Consider the following 15,532-nt stretch of genomic DNA (forward strand, 5'->3'; position numbering starts at 1 on the left):
CTCAGGCGATCATTCCGATCGGCGCCTCGACCAGCTCCTTGAAGACCTTCATCAGCTCGGCGCCATCGGCGCCGTCGATCGCCCGATGGTCGAAGCTTCCGGTGGCGGACATCACCGTGGCGATCGAAAGCGCGTCATCGATCACGAACGGCCGCTTTTCGCCTCCCCCGACTGCCAGGATCATCCCCTGCGGCGGATTGATGACCGCGTCGAACTGCTTGATGCCGTACATGCCCATGTTCGACAGGCTGGCGGTCCCGCCCTGATACTCCTGCGGCTGAAGCTTGTTCTCCTTCGCCCGGCCCGCGAGCTCCTTCATCTCGCCCGAAATCGCCGAAACGCTCTTGTTCGCAGCGTCGCGGATGATCGGCGTGATGAGACCCGAGGGCGTCGACACCGCCACCGAAACGTCGGCGCGCGTGTACTTAACCAGCGTGTCGCCGGCGAAAGTGACGTTGCACTTCGGCGTCTGGACCAAGGCGACGCCCAGCGCCTTGATGAGCAGATCGTTGACCGACAGCTTGATCCCGCGCGGCTCCAGCGCGGCGTTGAGTTCGGCGCGCAGCTTCAGAAGCGCGTCGAGCCGCACGTCGACGGTGAGATAGATATGCGGGATCGTCTGTTTCGCCTCGGTAAGCCGACGCGCGATCGTCTTTCGGATGTTGGAGAGCTTTTCCGTCTCGTGGGGAATCGACTCGTCGTACCAGACGGCGGCGGGCGCCTTGCTGGCTGCGGGCGCGGGCGCCTCGGCAGCAGGCGATTGTGCTGCGCGTTCGGGCTCGGCCTTCGTGGCAACGGCGCCGGGCTTCGCATCCTCGACATCCGCCTTGACGATCCGGCCGTTCGGGCCAGTGCCCGCGACGGCCGAAAGCTCGATGCCCTTCTCCGCCGCGATCCGCCGCGCCAGCGGGCTGGCCTTCACGCGACTCGAGTCGCCCGATCCGTTCGCGCCGACAGGCGCTGGTGCGGGTGCGGGTGCGGGTGCGGCTTCTGTGGGCGCGGGAGCCGGAGCAGGCGCCGCCTTCGAGGCGGGCGCCTCCACCTCATCGGCGCTTTCGCCTTCCTCGGCGAGCAGCGCGATCACTGTGCCGACCTTCACATTGTCTGTGCCCTCGGCAACGAGAATCTTCGCGATCGTTCCCTCGTCGACCGCCTCGAACTCCATCGTCGCCTTGTCGGTCTCGATCTCGGCCATCAGGTCGCCGGAGCCGACGGTGTCGCCTTCCTTCACCAGCCAGCGGGCGAGCGTGCCTTCCTCCATGGTGGGCGACAGTGCGGGCATCTTGATTTCGATCGGCATGAATGGCCCCATTCAGGTCCTAGGGAGGGTGTTTCTCTCTCGCCGTCGCCCAAGCCCCGGTCAAGACCAAGGGTCAGGATCGGCGCGCCCGGACTTGCACGCCGGACCGTCGCGCGGCACCAACGCAGCGGAAGGAAAACCAGCCATGCGCACCTATCTGGTGGTGATCGACGACAGCCCTGAATCCGAGCTGGCGCTGCGGTTCGCGGCGCGGCGCGCCGTGAAGACCGGCGGCGGCGTGGACATTCTGGCGCTGATCCCGAAGCCCGAATTCGTGCAGTGGAGCGGCGTGATGGCGACGATCGAGGAAGAAGCGCGCCAGCGGGCGGAGGCGCTCGTCGGCGCCGCGGCGGGAACGCTGTTTGCCGAATCGGGCCTGAAGCCCGCGATCACGGTGCGACAGGGCGACGGCCCGCGGATCGTGCGCGAGATGCTGGCAGCCAATCCCGATATCGCAGCACTGGTGCTGGGTGCCGCCGCGAGCGGCGCGCCCGGACCGCTGGTGACGCATTTCGCAGGCGTGGATGCGGGCGCGCTCAAGGTGCCGGTGATGATCATCCCCGGCTCGCTCGACAGCGATGCGATCGACCGGCTGAGCTGATCGGCGGCCGGCGCCGGTGCGCTTCAGCGGTAGCGCCGCACCCGCTTGCCGCCGCTGCGCACCACCGGCCGCGGACTGATCGCGCGCGTCGTGACTGTTTCCTCGACGATCTCTTCGGTCACGGTCCGCGTCGTCACGGCACCGCCCGACTGCACCACGACCGTCGTCACCGTCGGCACCACATAGAGGTAGCCGCCAGCATAGCCGCCGCACACGCTGGCGCAGCCTGGCGCCGCGACCGGTGGAGCGCCACAGCAGTGCGCCGCCGGCGGCGCAGGCACTGCCGGCGGCGCATACCCTCCCCCCGGGTATCCGTGCCCGGCCGACTCGGCCGAATAATAATGATCGTTCGGGTCGACTGCCGGAATCCCGCCGTCGTATCCCGGCGCCGGGTAGCTCGCGCCGACGCTCGCATGCGAATAGCTCTCGGAGTGGGAATAGGCGCCCGCGCCACCATCCCAGTCGATGCCGAACACCCAGTCCGCCACCCTGCCGCGATCGTCCACCAGCACCGCGTCGTTGTAATAGCGAACCCAGAAATAGCCGTAGGGCGGCGCGGCCAGCCCCCAGTTCAGATAATCGGGGACGCGGAAATCGGGATTTGCCCAATAGTCGGGCAACATCCAGCCCTGCGATGGCCGGCGATAGGCCTGCCAGCCGCCCGGCGCATGCGCGCCGGCATACCAGCGCCCGTCGACATGGCCGCCCCAGCGTTCGGGATCGTGCCGCATGTGCGGCGCCTCGGTCTGCGGCGGCAGCATCACCCAGCGTCCGTCCTGCCAGACGCGCTGTGCCTCGGCGGGCTGGACGAAACCGAAGCTCACCGCCGCTGCCGCTGCCATCAAGAGGGACTGCTTCACTCGAACACTCCTGGTCGTACGCCCCCGCCCCACCTCTTAATCAACAGGTAGCAAATGCGATCCGCCGCGGCCACGGAGGATGCCCTGCCGCCTGTCTCAATGCGGGTCAGCCGAGGCGCGGCGCCAGGATCGCCATCAGCGCCTCGCAGCCGGCGGCGTCGCCTGCATCGAACCGATCGGGGATCGGACTGTCCAGATCGAGGACGCCCAGCAGCGTGCCCTGATGCACGATCGGCACCACCAGTTCGGATCGGCTGTCGGCGTCGCAGGCGATGTGGCCGGGAAAGGCATGCACGTCGGCGACGATCTGAGTAGCCTCGGTCGCTGCCGCGGTGCCGCACACGCCCTTGCCGAACGGAATGCGGATGCAGGCCGCCTTGCCCTGAAACGGCCCCAGCACCAGCTCGCCCTTCACGGCGCGGTAGAAGCCGGCCCAGTTGAGATCGGGCAGGAACTGCCACAGCAGCGCGGCGGCGTTCGCCATGTTGGCGATGCCGTCGGGCTCGTCAGCGGTGAGCGCGTCAAGCGCGGCGGAAAGCTCGCGGTACAGCGCGGTCTTGTCGGAAGTGGCGATGTCGAATGCGTACATAGCGCGCGCTGTATCGGAAACGCTCCCCCGGTGCGAGAGCCCAAGCCAGTGGTTCTTCGCGTCTAATCAATGCGCACCTTGCCGCGTCCGGCCTTCACCGAGCTGCGCGCCTTCTTGGCGTCCACCCGCTTCGCCTTGGCCGTCCGGCTCGGCTTGGTCTTCACGCGCCTCGCCTGGCGTTCGTGCGCCTTGTCGACCAATTCGCCCAGCCGCTCGCGCGCGTCCTGGCGGTTCGCCTCCTGCGTGCGGAAGCGCCGCGCGGTGATCACCAGCTCGCCGGACGCGTTCATTCGTGATCCGGCAAGCTCCTTCAGCTTCTGATAGGCGTAGGGAGCGAGCCCGAGGCGAAAGACGTCGACGCGCAGCTGCACCGCCGTGGCAACCTTGTTTACGTTCTGCCCGCCCGGGCCGGAGGCGGCGAGGAACTTCTCCTCGACGATCGCGGCTTCGGGAATCTCAGCCACGACCGAAGCCGATGTTGTGGAATCGCACCGGCAGCGGTGCCTCTGCGCTCACTTCCGCCTTTCCCGGGCGCGGCATCGTCAATCCCGCCGCGTGGAGCATCACCGCCGGTCCGCCGCCGCCATAGACGGGGTCGCCGACGATCGGCATGCCGAGCCCTTCCGCCGCGTGCACGCGCAGCTGATGCGTCCGGCCGGTCTCGGGATAGAAGGCGACCAGCGTTCGGGCGCCCTTGCGCTCGAGCACTTTCCAGCGCGTCAGCGCCGGCTTTCCGTTGGCGGCGCCCGTCATCCGCCAGCCTTCCTCGGCGCTGGAGATCTTGACCAGCGGCAGGTCGATCGCGCCGCTGTCGTCCTTCGGATTTCCCTCCAGCACGGCGATATAGCGTTTGGTCACGGCCCCTGCCTCGAACGCCTGGCCGAAGCGCTTGTGCGCCTTCGGATTGCGCGCGAGCAGCAGGCAGCCGCTGGTGTCGCGATCGAGACGATGCACCGGCAGCGGCCGCCGCTGAAATCCGAACCGCAGCTCGTCGAGCAGGTCCTCGACGCTGCGGCTGCCGTCGCGCGGGCGATCGACGGGAAGCCCGTTGGGCTTGTCGATCACCAGTGCTTCGCCATCAATGAAGAGAACCGTATCCTTGAGCATCGCCCGCCCCTAGCACCGCGCGCGGGCCAGCGGGAGGGCACGCGCTTCGTCGCCGGAACCTGTCGCGGGGTGCCCATGCGGCACCCCGGCGACCGGCGCGGCTCAGCCGAACAGCTTCGCTGCCGTTTCCGCGACTCGTTTGCCCTGATAGCGCGCGCCCGCCAGCTCGACCTCGCTCGGCATGCGACTGCCGTCGGCATCGGCGATGGTCGAGGCGCCATAGGGTGTGCCGCCCTTCACTTCCTCCACGCCGTTCAGCCCGGCGAAGCCATAATCGAAGCCCGAGACGAGCAGGCCGTGGTGGAGCAGGTTGGTGAGGATCGAGAACAGCGTCGTCTCCTGACCGCCGTGCTGGCTTGCGGTGGAGGTGAACGCAGCGCCCACCTTGCCGATCAGCGCGCCCTTGGCCCAGAGTGGCCCGGTCTGATCCCAGAATGCCGCCATCTGGCTGCTGATCCGGCCGAAGCGCGTGCCCGTACCGACCACGATCGCATCATAGTCGGCGAGCGCCGAGACATCCTCGATCACCGGATGGGGACTGTCGGTCTTGAAGCCGGCGGCCTTCACGACTTCGGGGGGCGCCGTTTCGGGGACGCGGCGGATGTCGACTTCGGCGCCGCCCGCACGCGCGCCTTCGGCGATCGCCTCGGCCATCTTCTCGATGTGCCCGTAGGAAGAATAATAAAGGACGAGAACCTTGGCCATGCGTGATCTCCTTGGCTGATGGGTGAAACGATGGGCGGGCGCCGCCGCGGGGAGGAGTCGCAGCCGGCACCCGCCGCGCCTCCCGCCCGGGGGGAAACGGCGGGAGGCGATCCGAAGAACGCTATTCGGCGTCGACCAGCACGATCTCCGCGTCATCGAGCGCAGTGATCGAAACGGTCTGGCCGCCGTCGAGTGCCACGCCGTCGCGCGCTTCGACGCGCACCCCGTTGACTTCGATCACGCCGATCGCCGGCACCAGATAGGCGTGACGGCCTGCGCCGACGCCATGTTCTACGCGCTCGCCCGCTTTCAGCGTCGCGGCGAGCACGCGCGCATCGGCGCGGATCGGCAGCGCCTCGGCGTCCTCGGCGAAGCCCGACGCCAGCGTCACCAGACGACCCGAGCGCTCGCCCTTGGGAAAGGGTCGCGCACCCCAGCTGGGATTGCCGCCGCTCGCACGCGGCTCGATCCAGATCTGAAAGATCCGCGTCGCTTCGGGCTCGAGATTATATTCGGCGTGGCGCACGCCCGATCCGGCGCTCATCACCTGAACGTCGCCCGCCTGAGTGCGCCCGGTGTTTCCCATCGAATCCTGATGGGTGATCGCGCCCTGACGGACATAGGTGACGATTTCCATGTCGCGATGGGGATGCGGTGGAAAGCCGCTGTTCGGTGCGATCTCGTCGTCATTCCACACGCGGATCGCGCCCCATCCCATCCGGCGCGGGTCGTGATAGCCGGCGAAGGAAAAATGGTGGCGCGCATTCAGCCAACCGTGGTCGGCATGGCCGAGGCTTTCGAAGGGGCGTCTGTCGATCATGGTCGATCTCCGTTCCAGAGTAGCCCCGAGGTAGGCGCGGCCCCGCCCGTTCGAAATGGAAACGAAGGAAACGAATTGTTTCGCCACGCGGCGCGAGCTATTCTCCGGCAAACTCCGGAGCGACCATGCGCCTACCCGATTTCGAAGCCTGGGCGATTTTCGCCGCTGTCGTCGAACAGCGCTCGTTCAGCGGCGCCGCGACGGAACTTGGCGTCTCCAAGGCGACCGTATCGAAAGCCGTCAGCCGGCTCGAGAGCCGGCTCGGAACCAGCCTGTTCCATCGCACGTCGCGCAAGCTGACGCTCACCGAAAGCGGCAAGACGCTTGCCGAGCGGGCGCAACGCATCGTCGCGGAGGGGATCGGGGCCGAGGAAGCGGCGCGTGACGCCGCGGAGGCGCCAGTGGGTCGTGTCCGAGTCGCCGCGCCGCTCACGTTCGGCATCCACCACGTCGCTCCCGCGATCGCCGAATTCCTCCTCCAGCATCCCGGCATCGAGATCGACCTGCGTCTCTCCGACGCGCGAATCGATATCGTCGCGGAGGGAATCGACATCGCGCTGCGCATCGCCGACCTGCCGGACAGTTCGCTGCGGGCACGGCGGCTGAGTGCAGTTCCCGGACACCTTGTGGCGGCGCCGTCCTATTTCGCGCGCGCAGGCACGCCGCGGCACCCGAGCGAACTCGCGGAACACGCCTGCCTGATCTACACGAACGTCACGAACCCCGACCTTTGGCGCTTTCGCCGGCCGGGAGGCGAGGAAGCCGTCGTGCGCGTGTCCGGCCCGCTGGCCGCGGACAATGGCGATGCGTTGCTGCCCTCCCTGCGTGCGGGCCTTGGCATCGCGTTTCTGCCCGACTTCATCGTCGGCGGTGACCTGGAGGCGGAAACGCTGGTGGCGGTGCTCGACGAATGGGCCTTCTCTCCGGTCGCGCTACACTTGCTGACTCCCCCCGGAACACTGCGTCCCGCGCGGGTCGAGGCGTTGATCGAATTCCTCTCGAGTCGGTTCCGCGCGCTCTGCCCGCCTAGGTAGATTCCCCACGACTCGCGGAGTCAGGCCGGTTAGGAAGAAATTAACCTTTTGCCTTCAGAGGTGCTTAGGTTAATGAATCACTCAGGATGCGTTGGTCACAAGGGGCTGGCGCCAACACGGGCACAGGGATTCTCAACGATGCGCGTATTGCTGATCGAAGACGAGCCCACCACGGCCAAGGCCATCGAGCTGATGCTTTCGACCGAAGGGTTCAACGTCTACACGACGGACCTGGGCGAGGAGGGCTTGGACCTCGGCAAGCTCTATGACTACGATATCATCCTGCTCGATCTGAACCTGCCGGACATGCACGGCTATGACGTGCTCAAGAAGCTGCGCGTCGCGCGGGTGCAGACGCCGGTGCTGATCCTGTCGGGCATTTCCGAGATGGATTCGAAGGTGCGCTCGTTCGGCTTCGGTGCCGACGACTATGTCACCAAACCCTTCCATCGCGACGAGCTGGTGGCGCGCATTCACGCCGTCGTCCGTCGCTCGAAGGGTCACAGCCAGTCGGTGATCCGCACGGGCAAGCTCGCCGTGAACCTCGACGCGAAGACCGTCGAGGTCGACGGCGCGCGCGTGCACCTGACCGGCAAGGAATATGCGATGCTGGAGCTGCTCTCGCTCCGCAAGGGCACCACGCTCACCAAGGAGATGTTTCTCAACCATCTCTACGGAGGGATGGACGAGCCCGAACTCAAGATCATCGACGTGTTCATCTGCAAGCTGCGCAAGAAGCTCAGCATGGCGACCGACGGCGAGAACTATATCGAGACCGTCTGGGGCCGCGGCTATGTGTTGCGCGAGCCGGAAGAAGAACAGGCGGCCGAAACCAAGGTCGCGTAACCGGATACAGCCGGGGGCTACAGGGGCCGCCGTTCCGAAAGGAGCGGCGGCCCTCTGCGTTTGGCTATTCGGCGGCGTCGCGCTGATAGACTCGCTCGCCCGCGATCCAGGTCTCGAGCACCTCCGTCCCGCGCAACTGCGTCGGCGAGGCCAGCAGCGGATCGCGATCGACGATGATGAAATCCGCCCACAGGCCGGGGGCGAGCCGACCGAACCTGTCCTCCGCATAGCCCGCATAGGCGGCACCCGTGGTGAAACCGGCCCAGGCCTGCTCGCGCGTCACCGCCTCTTCCGGACGCCAGCCGCCGAATGGCTGCAGGTCGGCGTCCTGCCGCGTGAAGCCGACCGCCCAGCCCGCGAACGGATCCGGGCTCTCGACCGGATAGTCGGAGCCGAAGGCCAGCACTGCACCAGCTTCCAGCATCGACCGCCAGGCATAGGCGCCGACGAGACGCGCTTCGCCCAGCCGAGCTTCGGCCATGTGCATGTCGCTGGTCTGGTGGACCGGCTGCATCGACGCGATGATGCCGTGGCGGCCGAACTTCGCGAAGTCGGCCGGATCGACGATCTGCGCATGTTCGATCCGCCAGCGCCGATCGTCGCCGAACGTGTCCGACAGCTCCTCGACGGCGTCCACCGCCTGCTGATTGGCGGCATCGCCGATCGCATGCACGGCGATCTGAAACCGGTCCATCGCGCCGCGAGTCATCAGGTTCAGCAACTGATCGTCGGAGAGAAAGCGCAGACCACGCTCGCCCGGCGCGTCGGCATAGTCGGCCTTCAGCCACGCCCCGCGCGAACCGAGCGCACCATCGGCATAGAGCTTGACGCCGCCCATCCTGAGCCGATCGCGATACAGCCATTCGGTCGGCCCCTGGCCCGCCACGCGGAGTGCCGTGTCGATGCCCGCGGCATAGCTCATGATGCGCATCCGCAGCAGGCCGACATCACCCATCCGGCGATAGAGCAGCCAATCGTCGACGCTGGTGCCCATGTCGGCAGTCGCAGTGATTCCATCGGCGATCAGCGCATCCTGGGCGGCGAGGAAGGCGGCGTTGCGCTCGCGCGGCGTGGGCTGGGGAAGCGCATCGTCGAACAGCGCCTGTGCGGCATCGACGAAAATGCCGCTCGGCGTTCCGTCGTCGTTCGTCTCGATCCGCCCGCCAGCGGGAGCTTCGGTTTCGGCAGTGATCCCCGCCAGCTCCATTGCCTTGCTGTTCGCCCAGGCAGCATGGCCATCGACGCGCTCGAGATAGATCGCCTTGCCCGGAAACGCGGCGTCGAGATCGGCGGCAGTGGGAAACCGGCCGAGGCCCCAGCGCTCCTGATTCCAGCCGCGGCCGACGATCCAGGTCGCGGTGTTCTCATCGGTCCCCTGGCGGATCAGCGCGATCGCTTCCTCCAGGGAGTCGGTTTCGGAGAGATCGAGCGTGCGCAGCTGAAAGCCGAGGCCCATGACATGGCCATGTCCGTCCACCATCCCGGGCAGCAGCGTGCGCCCCTCCATATCCGCACGCCAACGCAGTTCGCGCGGAGGCCGCTCGCCGCGCCGGAGCAATGCGACCACGCGCCCGTCGTCGCCGACGACCATGGCGCCGAACCGGACCACCCGGCCGTCCTCGTCCAGCGTCATGCCGTTGACGTTGTCCACCAGGCCCTGCGCGGCCGCATGCGGTGCTGTCACAGCCGTCAGAGCCAGCGCGAGCGCACCAACCAACCTACCGATCCCGTTGCGCACGCCTATTCTCCCTGGGCTGTCGCTCATCGCGGTGGGGCATAGGATAGGCAATGATACGGCGCCACAGCCTTGTTCCCCCGCCGCGCCAGATCGGCTAGGCGCAAACGATGGCTACCCATCCTGCTTCGGCGCCCGCGGCCCTTCCGGTTTCCCTCGACGACGTGCTGGCAGCGCGCGAGCGCATCGCGGAATCGATCGTCCATACGCCGACGCTGCTCAGCCGCACGCTTTCCGAGCTTACTGGCGCGACGGTCTATCTGAAGTTCGAGAACCTCCAGTTCACGGCCGCCTACAAGGAGCGCGGCGCGCTCAACACGCTGCTGCAGCTCGACGACGAAGCGCGGGCGAAGGGCGTGATCGCGGCATCGGCCGGAAACCATGCGCAGGGGCTTGCCTATCACGCGCACCGCCTCGGCATCCCGGCGACGATTGTGATGCCGAAGAACACGCCGATCGTGAAGGTCACGCAGACCGAGGGACATGGCGCGAACGTGATCCTCGAAGGCGAGACATTCGATGCGGCGCATGCGCATGCGCGCACGCTGGAGGCGGAAGAGGGCTATACGTTCGTCCATCCCTTCGACGATGCGCGGATCATCGCGGGCCAGGGGACGGTCGCGCTCGAGATGCTCGAACAGGTGCCGGAAATCGAGATGCTGGTGGTGCCGCTTGGGGGCGGCGGCCTCGTCTCCGGCATGGCGACCGTGGCCAAGGCACAGGATCGTCCCCTCGAAGTGATCGGCGTCGAAGCCGAGCTCTACCCTTCGATGTACAATCGCCTGCATCATACCGACATGCCGTGCGCGGGCGATACGCTGGCCGAAGGAATCGCGGTCAAGGAGCCGGGCAAGCTCACCGGGAAGATCGTCGAAGCACTGGTCGACGACATTCTGCTGGTCGGCGAACGGAAGCTGGAAGAGGCGGTGAGCCTGTTGCTCCAGATCGAAAAGACGGTTGTCGAGGGGGCGGGTGCCGCCGGGTTGGCGGCGCTGCTGAGCGAACCCGAACGCTTCCGGGGCAAGGTGGTCGGAACCGTGCTGTGCGGAGGCAACATCGATACGCGGCTGCTCGCCAACGTGCTGCTGCGCGACCTTGCCCGTTCCGGCCGGCTCGCGCGCCTGCGCATCCGGCTGCAGGACCGCCCGGGCGCACTCTATCACGTCGCGCGCATCTTCCACGAGCAGGGCGTGAACATCATCGAAGTGTATCACCAGCGCGTGTTCACCTCGCTGCCGGCCAAGGGCCTGATCACCGACATCGAATGCGAGACGCGCGATCGCAATCACCTCGACCGGCTGATCACGGCGCTCCGGCGCGGCCAGTATGAAGTGAGCCTGGTCGAACTCGCCTGACGGCCCAGCGCTTATCCACAGCAATTGGACGAAGCGAATCGCACGCGCGATGAACCGAGTCGGCGAGCCGTTCCCCCGATTCACCCGGCGTGCGATAGTCTGTAGCAGGACGTCCGCTGGCGTGCGGAAGGCTTAACGCATCACCCGTGCGTGCTGGACCGGAACGATCGATGTCCGGCAGCCGAGCGCGAGTCGCTCAAAATTCCGTCCTTCGCCGCGCGTTAACTTTCTTTCATGGTAAAGCGCCTTTTCATCATCATTTTCGCGCTTCATAGTCTCTTCAACACGCTCCTTTCCGAGGCCGAGACCAAGAGGCGCAACCGGTGACCGCACTTTCCCGCTTCCCGCGATTCTTCGTAACGAGCCCCTCCCCGTGCCCGTATCTGCCGGGCAAACAGGAGCGGAAGATCTTCACCGAACTGAGCGGGCCGCATGCGTCGGAGCTGAACGACGCGCTCGGCCGGATCGGGTTTCGGCGCAGCCAGTCGGTCGCCTACCGGCCAAGCTGTGCCGGCTGCACCGCATGCGTCTCGGTTCGCGTGGTCGCGGACGAGTTCCGTCCCAACGCCACTCAGCGCAAGCTGCTGCGCCGCCATTCCGACCTCGAAGTCACGGCGTGCAAGCCCTGGGCAACCGAAGAGCAGTTCGCGCTGCTGCATCGCTATCTCTCCTCTCGCCACCCCGGCGGCGGAATGGCGAGCATGGACGAGAACGATTATGCCGACATGGTCGAACAGACGCCGGTCGGATCCCATGTGATCGAGTATCGCGAGCCCGGCGAGGACGGCCGCCGCGGACGGCTGGTGGGCGCCTGCATCACCGACCAGCAGGCAGACGGGCTCTCGATGATCTACAGCTTCTTCCTGGCGGAAGATGCGGATCGGCCGGGCCTGGGCAATTTCATCATCATGGATCACATCCTGCGCGCCCGCGCTGCGCGGCTTCCCTATGTCTATCTCGGCTATTGGGTGAAGGGCTCTGACCGGATGGCGTACAAGACCCGCTATCGCCCGATCGAGATGCTCGGCCCGAACGGCTGGTCGCGCTATTCGGAAGCGGAAGCTATGACACCGGCAATGGCACGGGCGCGCGAACTGGCCTGACGATCGGCGACCCAGGCGCCGCACCCCGGCCCGCCAAGTCGCCTCGTCATCACGCCTCGCGGTCCCGGCACGGTCTCGCCGAGCACTCCTGCCGTCCGCCTCTCTAAGCCGATCAGTCGGGCCCCGCGCTCACGCGTCGCCGCCCAGCCGCTCGACCTGGACGTCGACGTCAAGTCTCTCCTCGCCCGCGCCAACGCGATGGCCGGCGATGGGAGCAGCCTGGCTGGCATCGAGCGCGACTGCGGCGCGGACGTAGCGCTCATCCGCGCACGCGCCCGCCGAGGGATCGAAGGCGATCCAGCCCTCACCCTCGACATGGGCTTCGGCCCAGGCGTGCGGTGCCGTCGCCGACCCTTCAGCATGGCGATATCCCGACACATACCGCGCCGGTATCTCGAGCACGCGCGCCGCGGCAGTGAACATCTGCGCCACGTCTCGCGCACTGACCTGTTTCGATTCAAAGGCTTCGGCGACAGTGACGCCCTGGTCGCGCAGCGGCTGAACCGCGCGGAAGCGCTTGTGCAAAACCGAGTTCAGCCGATTCAGCCGCTCCAGCGGCGCGCCGGTATCGCCCGCCGCGTCGCGGGCGAACGCCTTCAGCGGCGCGCTCGGCAGCGTGCGTTGCGTGGTGCGCAGAAAGAACATCGGAGGCAGCGGCTCGGCCGCTTCGCGCACGCGGCCGTCCGAAGCGAGCGTCAGCACCTCTCCGGTGACGGAGACTTCCAGCTCCTCAAGCGGCCCTTCGGCGTACAGCATGGTCGTTTCATTGCCATAGCCGTCCTCCGACTTGCGCAGCCGAGCGTCGCGGTCGACGTCGATGCGCCAGGCGACGACGGTCTGGTCCAGCGTGTCGCATGGCGTCAGTCGCAGCAGCTGGACGATCCGCGCCTGCGGCTCGGTGAAGCGGTAGCGCGTGCGATGTTCGATTGCGATCCGCATCAGATGAAGCGGAACTGCCGCGCAATGGCGCTGTCGAGCATTGCATTCTCCCGGATGAAGGCCTCCAGATATTCGTGGAGGCCGCTCACGATCACGTCGGACGATGCGGTCTTCTGGATGCGTGCCATGCGCGCGCGCGCCATCCGGTCCGCTTCTCCCTGAAGCCCGGTCCGTTTGGCGAGATTGGAAAGCAGCGTCACGGTTTCATCGACGCATGCGGCGAGCGATCGCGGCAATTCGAACCGGCTGATGAGCAAGTCGATGACGTTTCCGGAGGTCAGTCCCTCGCTGTAGATCCAGCGATAGGCAGTGACCGCCGACACTGTCTGCAGAATGGTCGTCCACTGATCCCGGTCGACCGCTCCGCCCAGCCGCTCGCCTTCGGGCAGCAAGATGTGGTACTTCACGTCGAGCAGCCGAGCCGTATTGTCCGCCCGCTCGATCGCAGCACCGAGTTGGATCAGCCACGTCGCCTCGTTGCGCATCATCCGCTGCACGGCGCCTTCGAAGCCCCGCGTCTCCGCCTTGACCGCTTCGACCAGCTGGAGCGCGGCCGTCGCGTCGCTCGGCATCGCACGATTCTGAAAAAGCCACCAAGCCCGGTTGATCGCCGTCCAGGCCTCCCGTGTAAGCGCAGTGCGCACCGCGCGCGCATTGTTGCGCGCCGCATCGAGCGAGCGGATGATCGAGCCGGGATGGTCGGTCTCGAGCGTGAGAAAGCGGACGACGTTCGCCTGGGTGGGCTCCTGCCCCGTCTCCTCGAACGCATCGTCGGTGTAGCTGACGGTGAGCGCGCTTCGCCACGCGGCTTCGCCGGCCGGCTGCGCCGACAAGGCATCGAGCCGCACCGTCGCCTCGACCAGCCGGGCGGTGAAATCCGCCCGCTCGACATAGCGGCCGAGCCAGTAGAGCGCGGCCGCGGTGCGCGAAAGCATCAGCATGGCGCGTCGGTCGTCATGCGTGATTTCCCTGGCTCTGCCGCATGCCCGCCTCAGACTGAGACTGAGACTGAGACTGAGACTGAGACTGGGTCGGGCCATCGTTCATCAGGACGAAGCTGTCCTTCGTCCCGCCGCCCTGGCTGGAATTCACCACCAGCGATCCTTCGCGCAGCGCCACTCGCGTCAACCCGCCCGGAACGACCTGCACCCCCGAGCTGCCGGTGAGCACGAACGGCCGGAAATCGACGTGCCGCGGCGCCACGCCGGCCTCGGTGACGGTGGGAACGGTAGAGAGCGCCAACGTCGGCTGGGCGATGTAGCGGTGCGGCTCGGCGATCAGGGCTGCGCGAAACTCCTCGATCTGCTGCTTCGTCGAGCTGGGACCGACGAGCATGCCGTAGCCACCCGAACCATCCACCAGCTTCACCACCAGCTCGGGCAGGTGATCGAGGACATATTTCAGCGCCTCCGGCTCGCGGCAGCGCCAGGTGTCGACATTCGGCAGCTTCGCCTCGCCGCCCGAATAGAAGCGCACGATCTCCGGCATGTAGCTGTAGATCGCCTTGTCGTCGGCGATGCCGTTGCCGGGCGCATTGATCAGCGCGACGTTGCCGGCGCGATAGGCGGAGATCAGCCCGGGCACGCCCAGCAGCGAATCGGGCTTGAACGCCAGCGGATCGAGGAAATCATCGTCGATGCGGCGGTAGATCACGTCGACCTGCACCCGGCCCGCGATCGTCTGCATCCAGACCACATCGTCGTCGACCACCAGATCGGCAGGCTCGACGAGCTCGATGCCCATCGAATCCGCAAGGAAGCTGTGTTCGTAATAGGCCGAGTTGAAGTGCCCCGGCGTCAGCACGACGCAGACCGGCGTCGATCGCCCCGAACCGGGAGCCACCGACCGCATCGTCTCGAGCAGCATGTCAGGGTAGCTGTCGACCGCCGCGACCCGAAACGCGCGGAACAGCTCGGGACACAGCCGGATCATCGCTTCGCGATTCTCAAGCATGTAGGAGACGCCCGACGGCGTCCGGGCATTGTCCTCGAGCACGTAGAATTCGTCGGGCCCGACCCGCACCAGATCGATGCCGCAGATGTGGGCCCAGATGCCGTGCGGCGGACGGATGCCGTTCACTTCGGGGCGGAACTGATCGTTGAGGTAGATCAGCTCGGGCGGGATGATCCCTTCCTTCAGGATGCGACGCTCGCCGTAGATGTCCTCGAGGAACGCGTTGATTGCCTCGACTCGCTGAACCAGCCCGGCGCTCAGCCGGTCCCATTCGCTCGCGAGAAACACGCGCGGCACGACATCGAAGGGAATGATCCGCTCCGCCGCCTCGCTGTCGCCATAGACCGCAAAGGTTATGCCGAGCTGGCGGAAGGTCGCTTCTGCCGATTGCTGGCGGCGCTGAAGCTCGGAGGCGGAGGTGTCGGCGATCCATTGCGACAGCGCGGCAAACTCGCCCCGCGGTGCCTCCGGCCCGCCGTGCCCCCAGATCTCGTCGAACGTTCCGCCTGCTGCCATCCAAGCTCCCAAGCGCCGGAGTTGCTCGCAGGTTCCATGCTACGCGCTTTGCTGCGCTGCACAAGGGGC

General features: G+C 66.8%; 16 protein-coding genes. 5 read left to right on the top strand and 11 right to left on the bottom strand.

All coding sequences use genetic code 11. The annotated features are described in order from the left end of the window. Position 1 precedes the first annotated feature (1 nt). On the bottom strand, positions 2-1,300 hold the full coding sequence (locus H7V21_RS05595) for a pyruvate dehydrogenase complex dihydrolipoamide acetyltransferase (protein ID WP_188055868.1): 1,299 nt from the start codon (positions 1,298-1,300) through the stop codon (positions 2-4). A gap of 145 nt (positions 1,301-1,445) precedes the next feature. On the opposite strand from H7V21_RS05595, the gene H7V21_RS05600 reads away from it, so the two are divergent. After that, positions 1,446-1,901 carry a universal stress protein gene (locus tag H7V21_RS05600; protein ID WP_188055869.1) on the top strand — a complete coding sequence of 152 codons (456 nt, stop codon included), beginning with the start codon at positions 1,446-1,448 and terminating at the stop codon, positions 1,899-1,901. 23 nt (positions 1,902-1,924) lie between these two features. Here the strand turns inward: H7V21_RS05600 and H7V21_RS05605 are convergent, their stop codons facing one another. From H7V21_RS05605 to H7V21_RS05630, 6 genes are all read right to left on the bottom strand, one after another. Continuing rightward, positions 1,925-2,761, bottom strand: coding sequence for an RcnB family protein (locus tag H7V21_RS05605; protein WP_188055870.1), 837 nt, complete (start codon positions 2,759-2,761; stop codon positions 1,925-1,927). A gap of 106 nt (positions 2,762-2,867) precedes the next feature. After that, the gene (locus H7V21_RS05610) at positions 2,868-3,350 is read right to left on the bottom strand and encodes a GAF domain-containing protein (protein ID WP_188055871.1); all 483 of its coding nucleotides are present in this window, start codon (positions 3,348-3,350) and stop codon (positions 2,868-2,870) included. Positions 3,351-3,412: 62 nt separating this feature from the next. After that, a complete protein-coding gene (gene arfB, locus H7V21_RS05615) occupies positions 3,413-3,814 on the bottom strand; it encodes an alternative ribosome rescue aminoacyl-tRNA hydrolase ArfB (RefSeq protein WP_188055872.1) in 402 nt (133 codons plus the stop codon). Next, on the bottom strand, positions 3,807-4,457 hold the full coding sequence (locus H7V21_RS05620; protein ID WP_188055873.1) for an RluA family pseudouridine synthase: 651 nt from the start codon (positions 4,455-4,457) through the stop codon (positions 3,807-3,809). The genes arfB and H7V21_RS05620 overlap by 8 nt, the downstream gene beginning before the upstream one ends. Before the next feature lie 102 nt (positions 4,458-4,559). Further along, positions 4,560-5,162 (bottom strand): NAD(P)H:quinone oxidoreductase, encoded by a 603-nt coding sequence (gene wrbA / locus H7V21_RS05625; RefSeq protein WP_188055874.1) that lies wholly within the window; start codon positions 5,160-5,162, stop codon positions 4,560-4,562. Positions 5,163-5,283: 121 nt separating this feature from the next. Next, positions 5,284-5,982 (bottom strand): pirin family protein, encoded by a 699-nt coding sequence (locus H7V21_RS05630; protein ID WP_188055875.1) that lies wholly within the window; start codon positions 5,980-5,982, stop codon positions 5,284-5,286. Between the two features lie 125 nt (positions 5,983-6,107). On the opposite strand from H7V21_RS05630, the gene H7V21_RS05635 reads away from it, so the two are divergent. Both H7V21_RS05635 and ctrA read left to right on the top strand, forming a co-directional pair. Beyond that, entirely contained in the window at positions 6,108-7,016 is a 909-nt protein-coding gene (locus H7V21_RS05635; RefSeq protein ID WP_188055876.1) for a LysR family transcriptional regulator, read from the top strand. Positions 7,017-7,154: 138 nt separating this feature from the next. Further along, positions 7,155-7,862 (top strand): response regulator transcription factor CtrA, encoded by a 708-nt coding sequence (gene ctrA / locus H7V21_RS05640; protein WP_188055877.1) that lies wholly within the window; start codon positions 7,155-7,157, stop codon positions 7,860-7,862. 64 nt (positions 7,863-7,926) lie between these two features. Here the strand turns inward: ctrA and H7V21_RS05645 are convergent, their stop codons facing one another. Beyond that, on the bottom strand, positions 7,927-9,627 hold the full coding sequence (locus H7V21_RS05645; RefSeq protein WP_188055878.1) for an amidohydrolase: 1,701 nt from the start codon (positions 9,625-9,627) through the stop codon (positions 7,927-7,929). Positions 9,628-9,707: 80 nt separating this feature from the next. Between H7V21_RS05645 and H7V21_RS05650 the strand changes: the two genes are divergently transcribed. Together H7V21_RS05650 and H7V21_RS05655 are read left to right on the top strand one after the other, a co-directional pair. Continuing rightward, positions 9,708-10,952, top strand: a complete 1,245-nt coding sequence (locus H7V21_RS05650) for a threonine ammonia-lyase (protein WP_188055879.1) — start codon at positions 9,708-9,710, stop codon at positions 10,950-10,952. Between the two features lie 323 nt (positions 10,953-11,275). Continuing rightward, positions 11,276-12,055, top strand: a complete 780-nt coding sequence (locus tag H7V21_RS05655; protein ID WP_188055880.1) for an arginyltransferase — start codon at positions 11,276-11,278, stop codon at positions 12,053-12,055. A 129-nt stretch (positions 12,056-12,184) separates the two neighbouring features. Here H7V21_RS05655 and H7V21_RS05660 read toward each other — a convergent pair whose 3' ends face one another. Genes H7V21_RS05660 through H7V21_RS05670 form a run of 3 tightly spaced genes read right to left on the bottom strand, consistent with a single transcriptional unit; the run spans position 12,185 to position 15,463 of the window. Next, the gene (locus H7V21_RS05660) at positions 12,185-12,994 is read right to left on the bottom strand and encodes a transglutaminase domain-containing protein (RefSeq protein ID WP_188055881.1); all 810 of its coding nucleotides are present in this window, start codon (positions 12,992-12,994) and stop codon (positions 12,185-12,187) included. After that, positions 12,994-13,929, bottom strand: coding sequence for an alpha-E domain-containing protein (locus tag H7V21_RS05665; RefSeq protein ID WP_188056379.1), 936 nt, complete (start codon positions 13,927-13,929; stop codon positions 12,994-12,996). Before H7V21_RS05665 ends, H7V21_RS05660 begins: the two co-directional genes overlap by 1 nt. 19 nt (positions 13,930-13,948) lie before the next feature. Beyond that, positions 13,949-15,463 (bottom strand): circularly permuted type 2 ATP-grasp protein, encoded by a 1,515-nt coding sequence (locus tag H7V21_RS05670; protein ID WP_188055882.1) that lies wholly within the window; start codon positions 15,461-15,463, stop codon positions 13,949-13,951. Positions 15,464-15,532: the final 69 nt, after the last annotated feature.

Origin of the sequence: Sphingosinithalassobacter sp. CS137, assembly GCF_014334115.1 — a bacterium.
GTDB lineage: Bacteria > Pseudomonadota > Alphaproteobacteria > Sphingomonadales > Sphingomonadaceae > Sphingomonas.

Excerpts from the sequence above, each read along its gene's own strand:
- H7V21_RS05620 (WP_188055873.1), bottom strand. The coding sequence starts at position 4,457 with ATGCTCAAGGATACGGTTCTCTTCATTGATGGCGAAGCACTGGTGATC.
- H7V21_RS05665 (WP_188056379.1), bottom strand. The coding sequence starts at position 13,929 with ATGCTTTCGCGCACCGCGGCCGCGCTCTACTGGCTCGGCCGCTATGTC.
- H7V21_RS05600 (WP_188055869.1), top strand. The coding sequence starts at position 1,446 with ATGCGCACCTATCTGGTGGTGATCGACGACAGCCCTGAATCCGAGCTG.
- H7V21_RS05650 (WP_188055879.1), top strand. The coding sequence starts at position 9,708 with ATGGCTACCCATCCTGCTTCGGCGCCCGCGGCCCTTCCGGTTTCCCTC.
- ctrA (WP_188055877.1), top strand. The coding sequence starts at position 7,155 with ATGCGCGTATTGCTGATCGAAGACGAGCCCACCACGGCCAAGGCCATC.
- H7V21_RS05630 (WP_188055875.1), bottom strand. The coding sequence starts at position 5,982 with ATGATCGACAGACGCCCCTTCGAAAGCCTCGGCCATGCCGACCACGGT.
- H7V21_RS05645 (WP_188055878.1), bottom strand. The coding sequence starts at position 9,627 with ATGAGCGACAGCCCAGGGAGAATAGGCGTGCGCAACGGGATCGGTAGG.
- H7V21_RS05635 (WP_188055876.1), top strand. The coding sequence starts at position 6,108 with ATGCGCCTACCCGATTTCGAAGCCTGGGCGATTTTCGCCGCTGTCGTC.
- H7V21_RS05595 (WP_188055868.1), bottom strand. The coding sequence starts at position 1,300 with ATGCCGATCGAAATCAAGATGCCCGCACTGTCGCCCACCATGGAGGAA.
- H7V21_RS05670 (WP_188055882.1), bottom strand. The coding sequence starts at position 15,463 with ATGGCAGCAGGCGGAACGTTCGACGAGATCTGGGGGCACGGCGGGCCG.
- wrbA (WP_188055874.1), bottom strand. The coding sequence starts at position 5,162 with ATGGCCAAGGTTCTCGTCCTTTATTATTCTTCCTACGGGCACATCGAG.
- H7V21_RS05610 (WP_188055871.1), bottom strand. The coding sequence starts at position 3,350 with ATGTACGCATTCGACATCGCCACTTCCGACAAGACCGCGCTGTACCGC.
- H7V21_RS05660 (WP_188055881.1), bottom strand. The coding sequence starts at position 12,994 with ATGCGGATCGCAATCGAACATCGCACGCGCTACCGCTTCACCGAGCCG.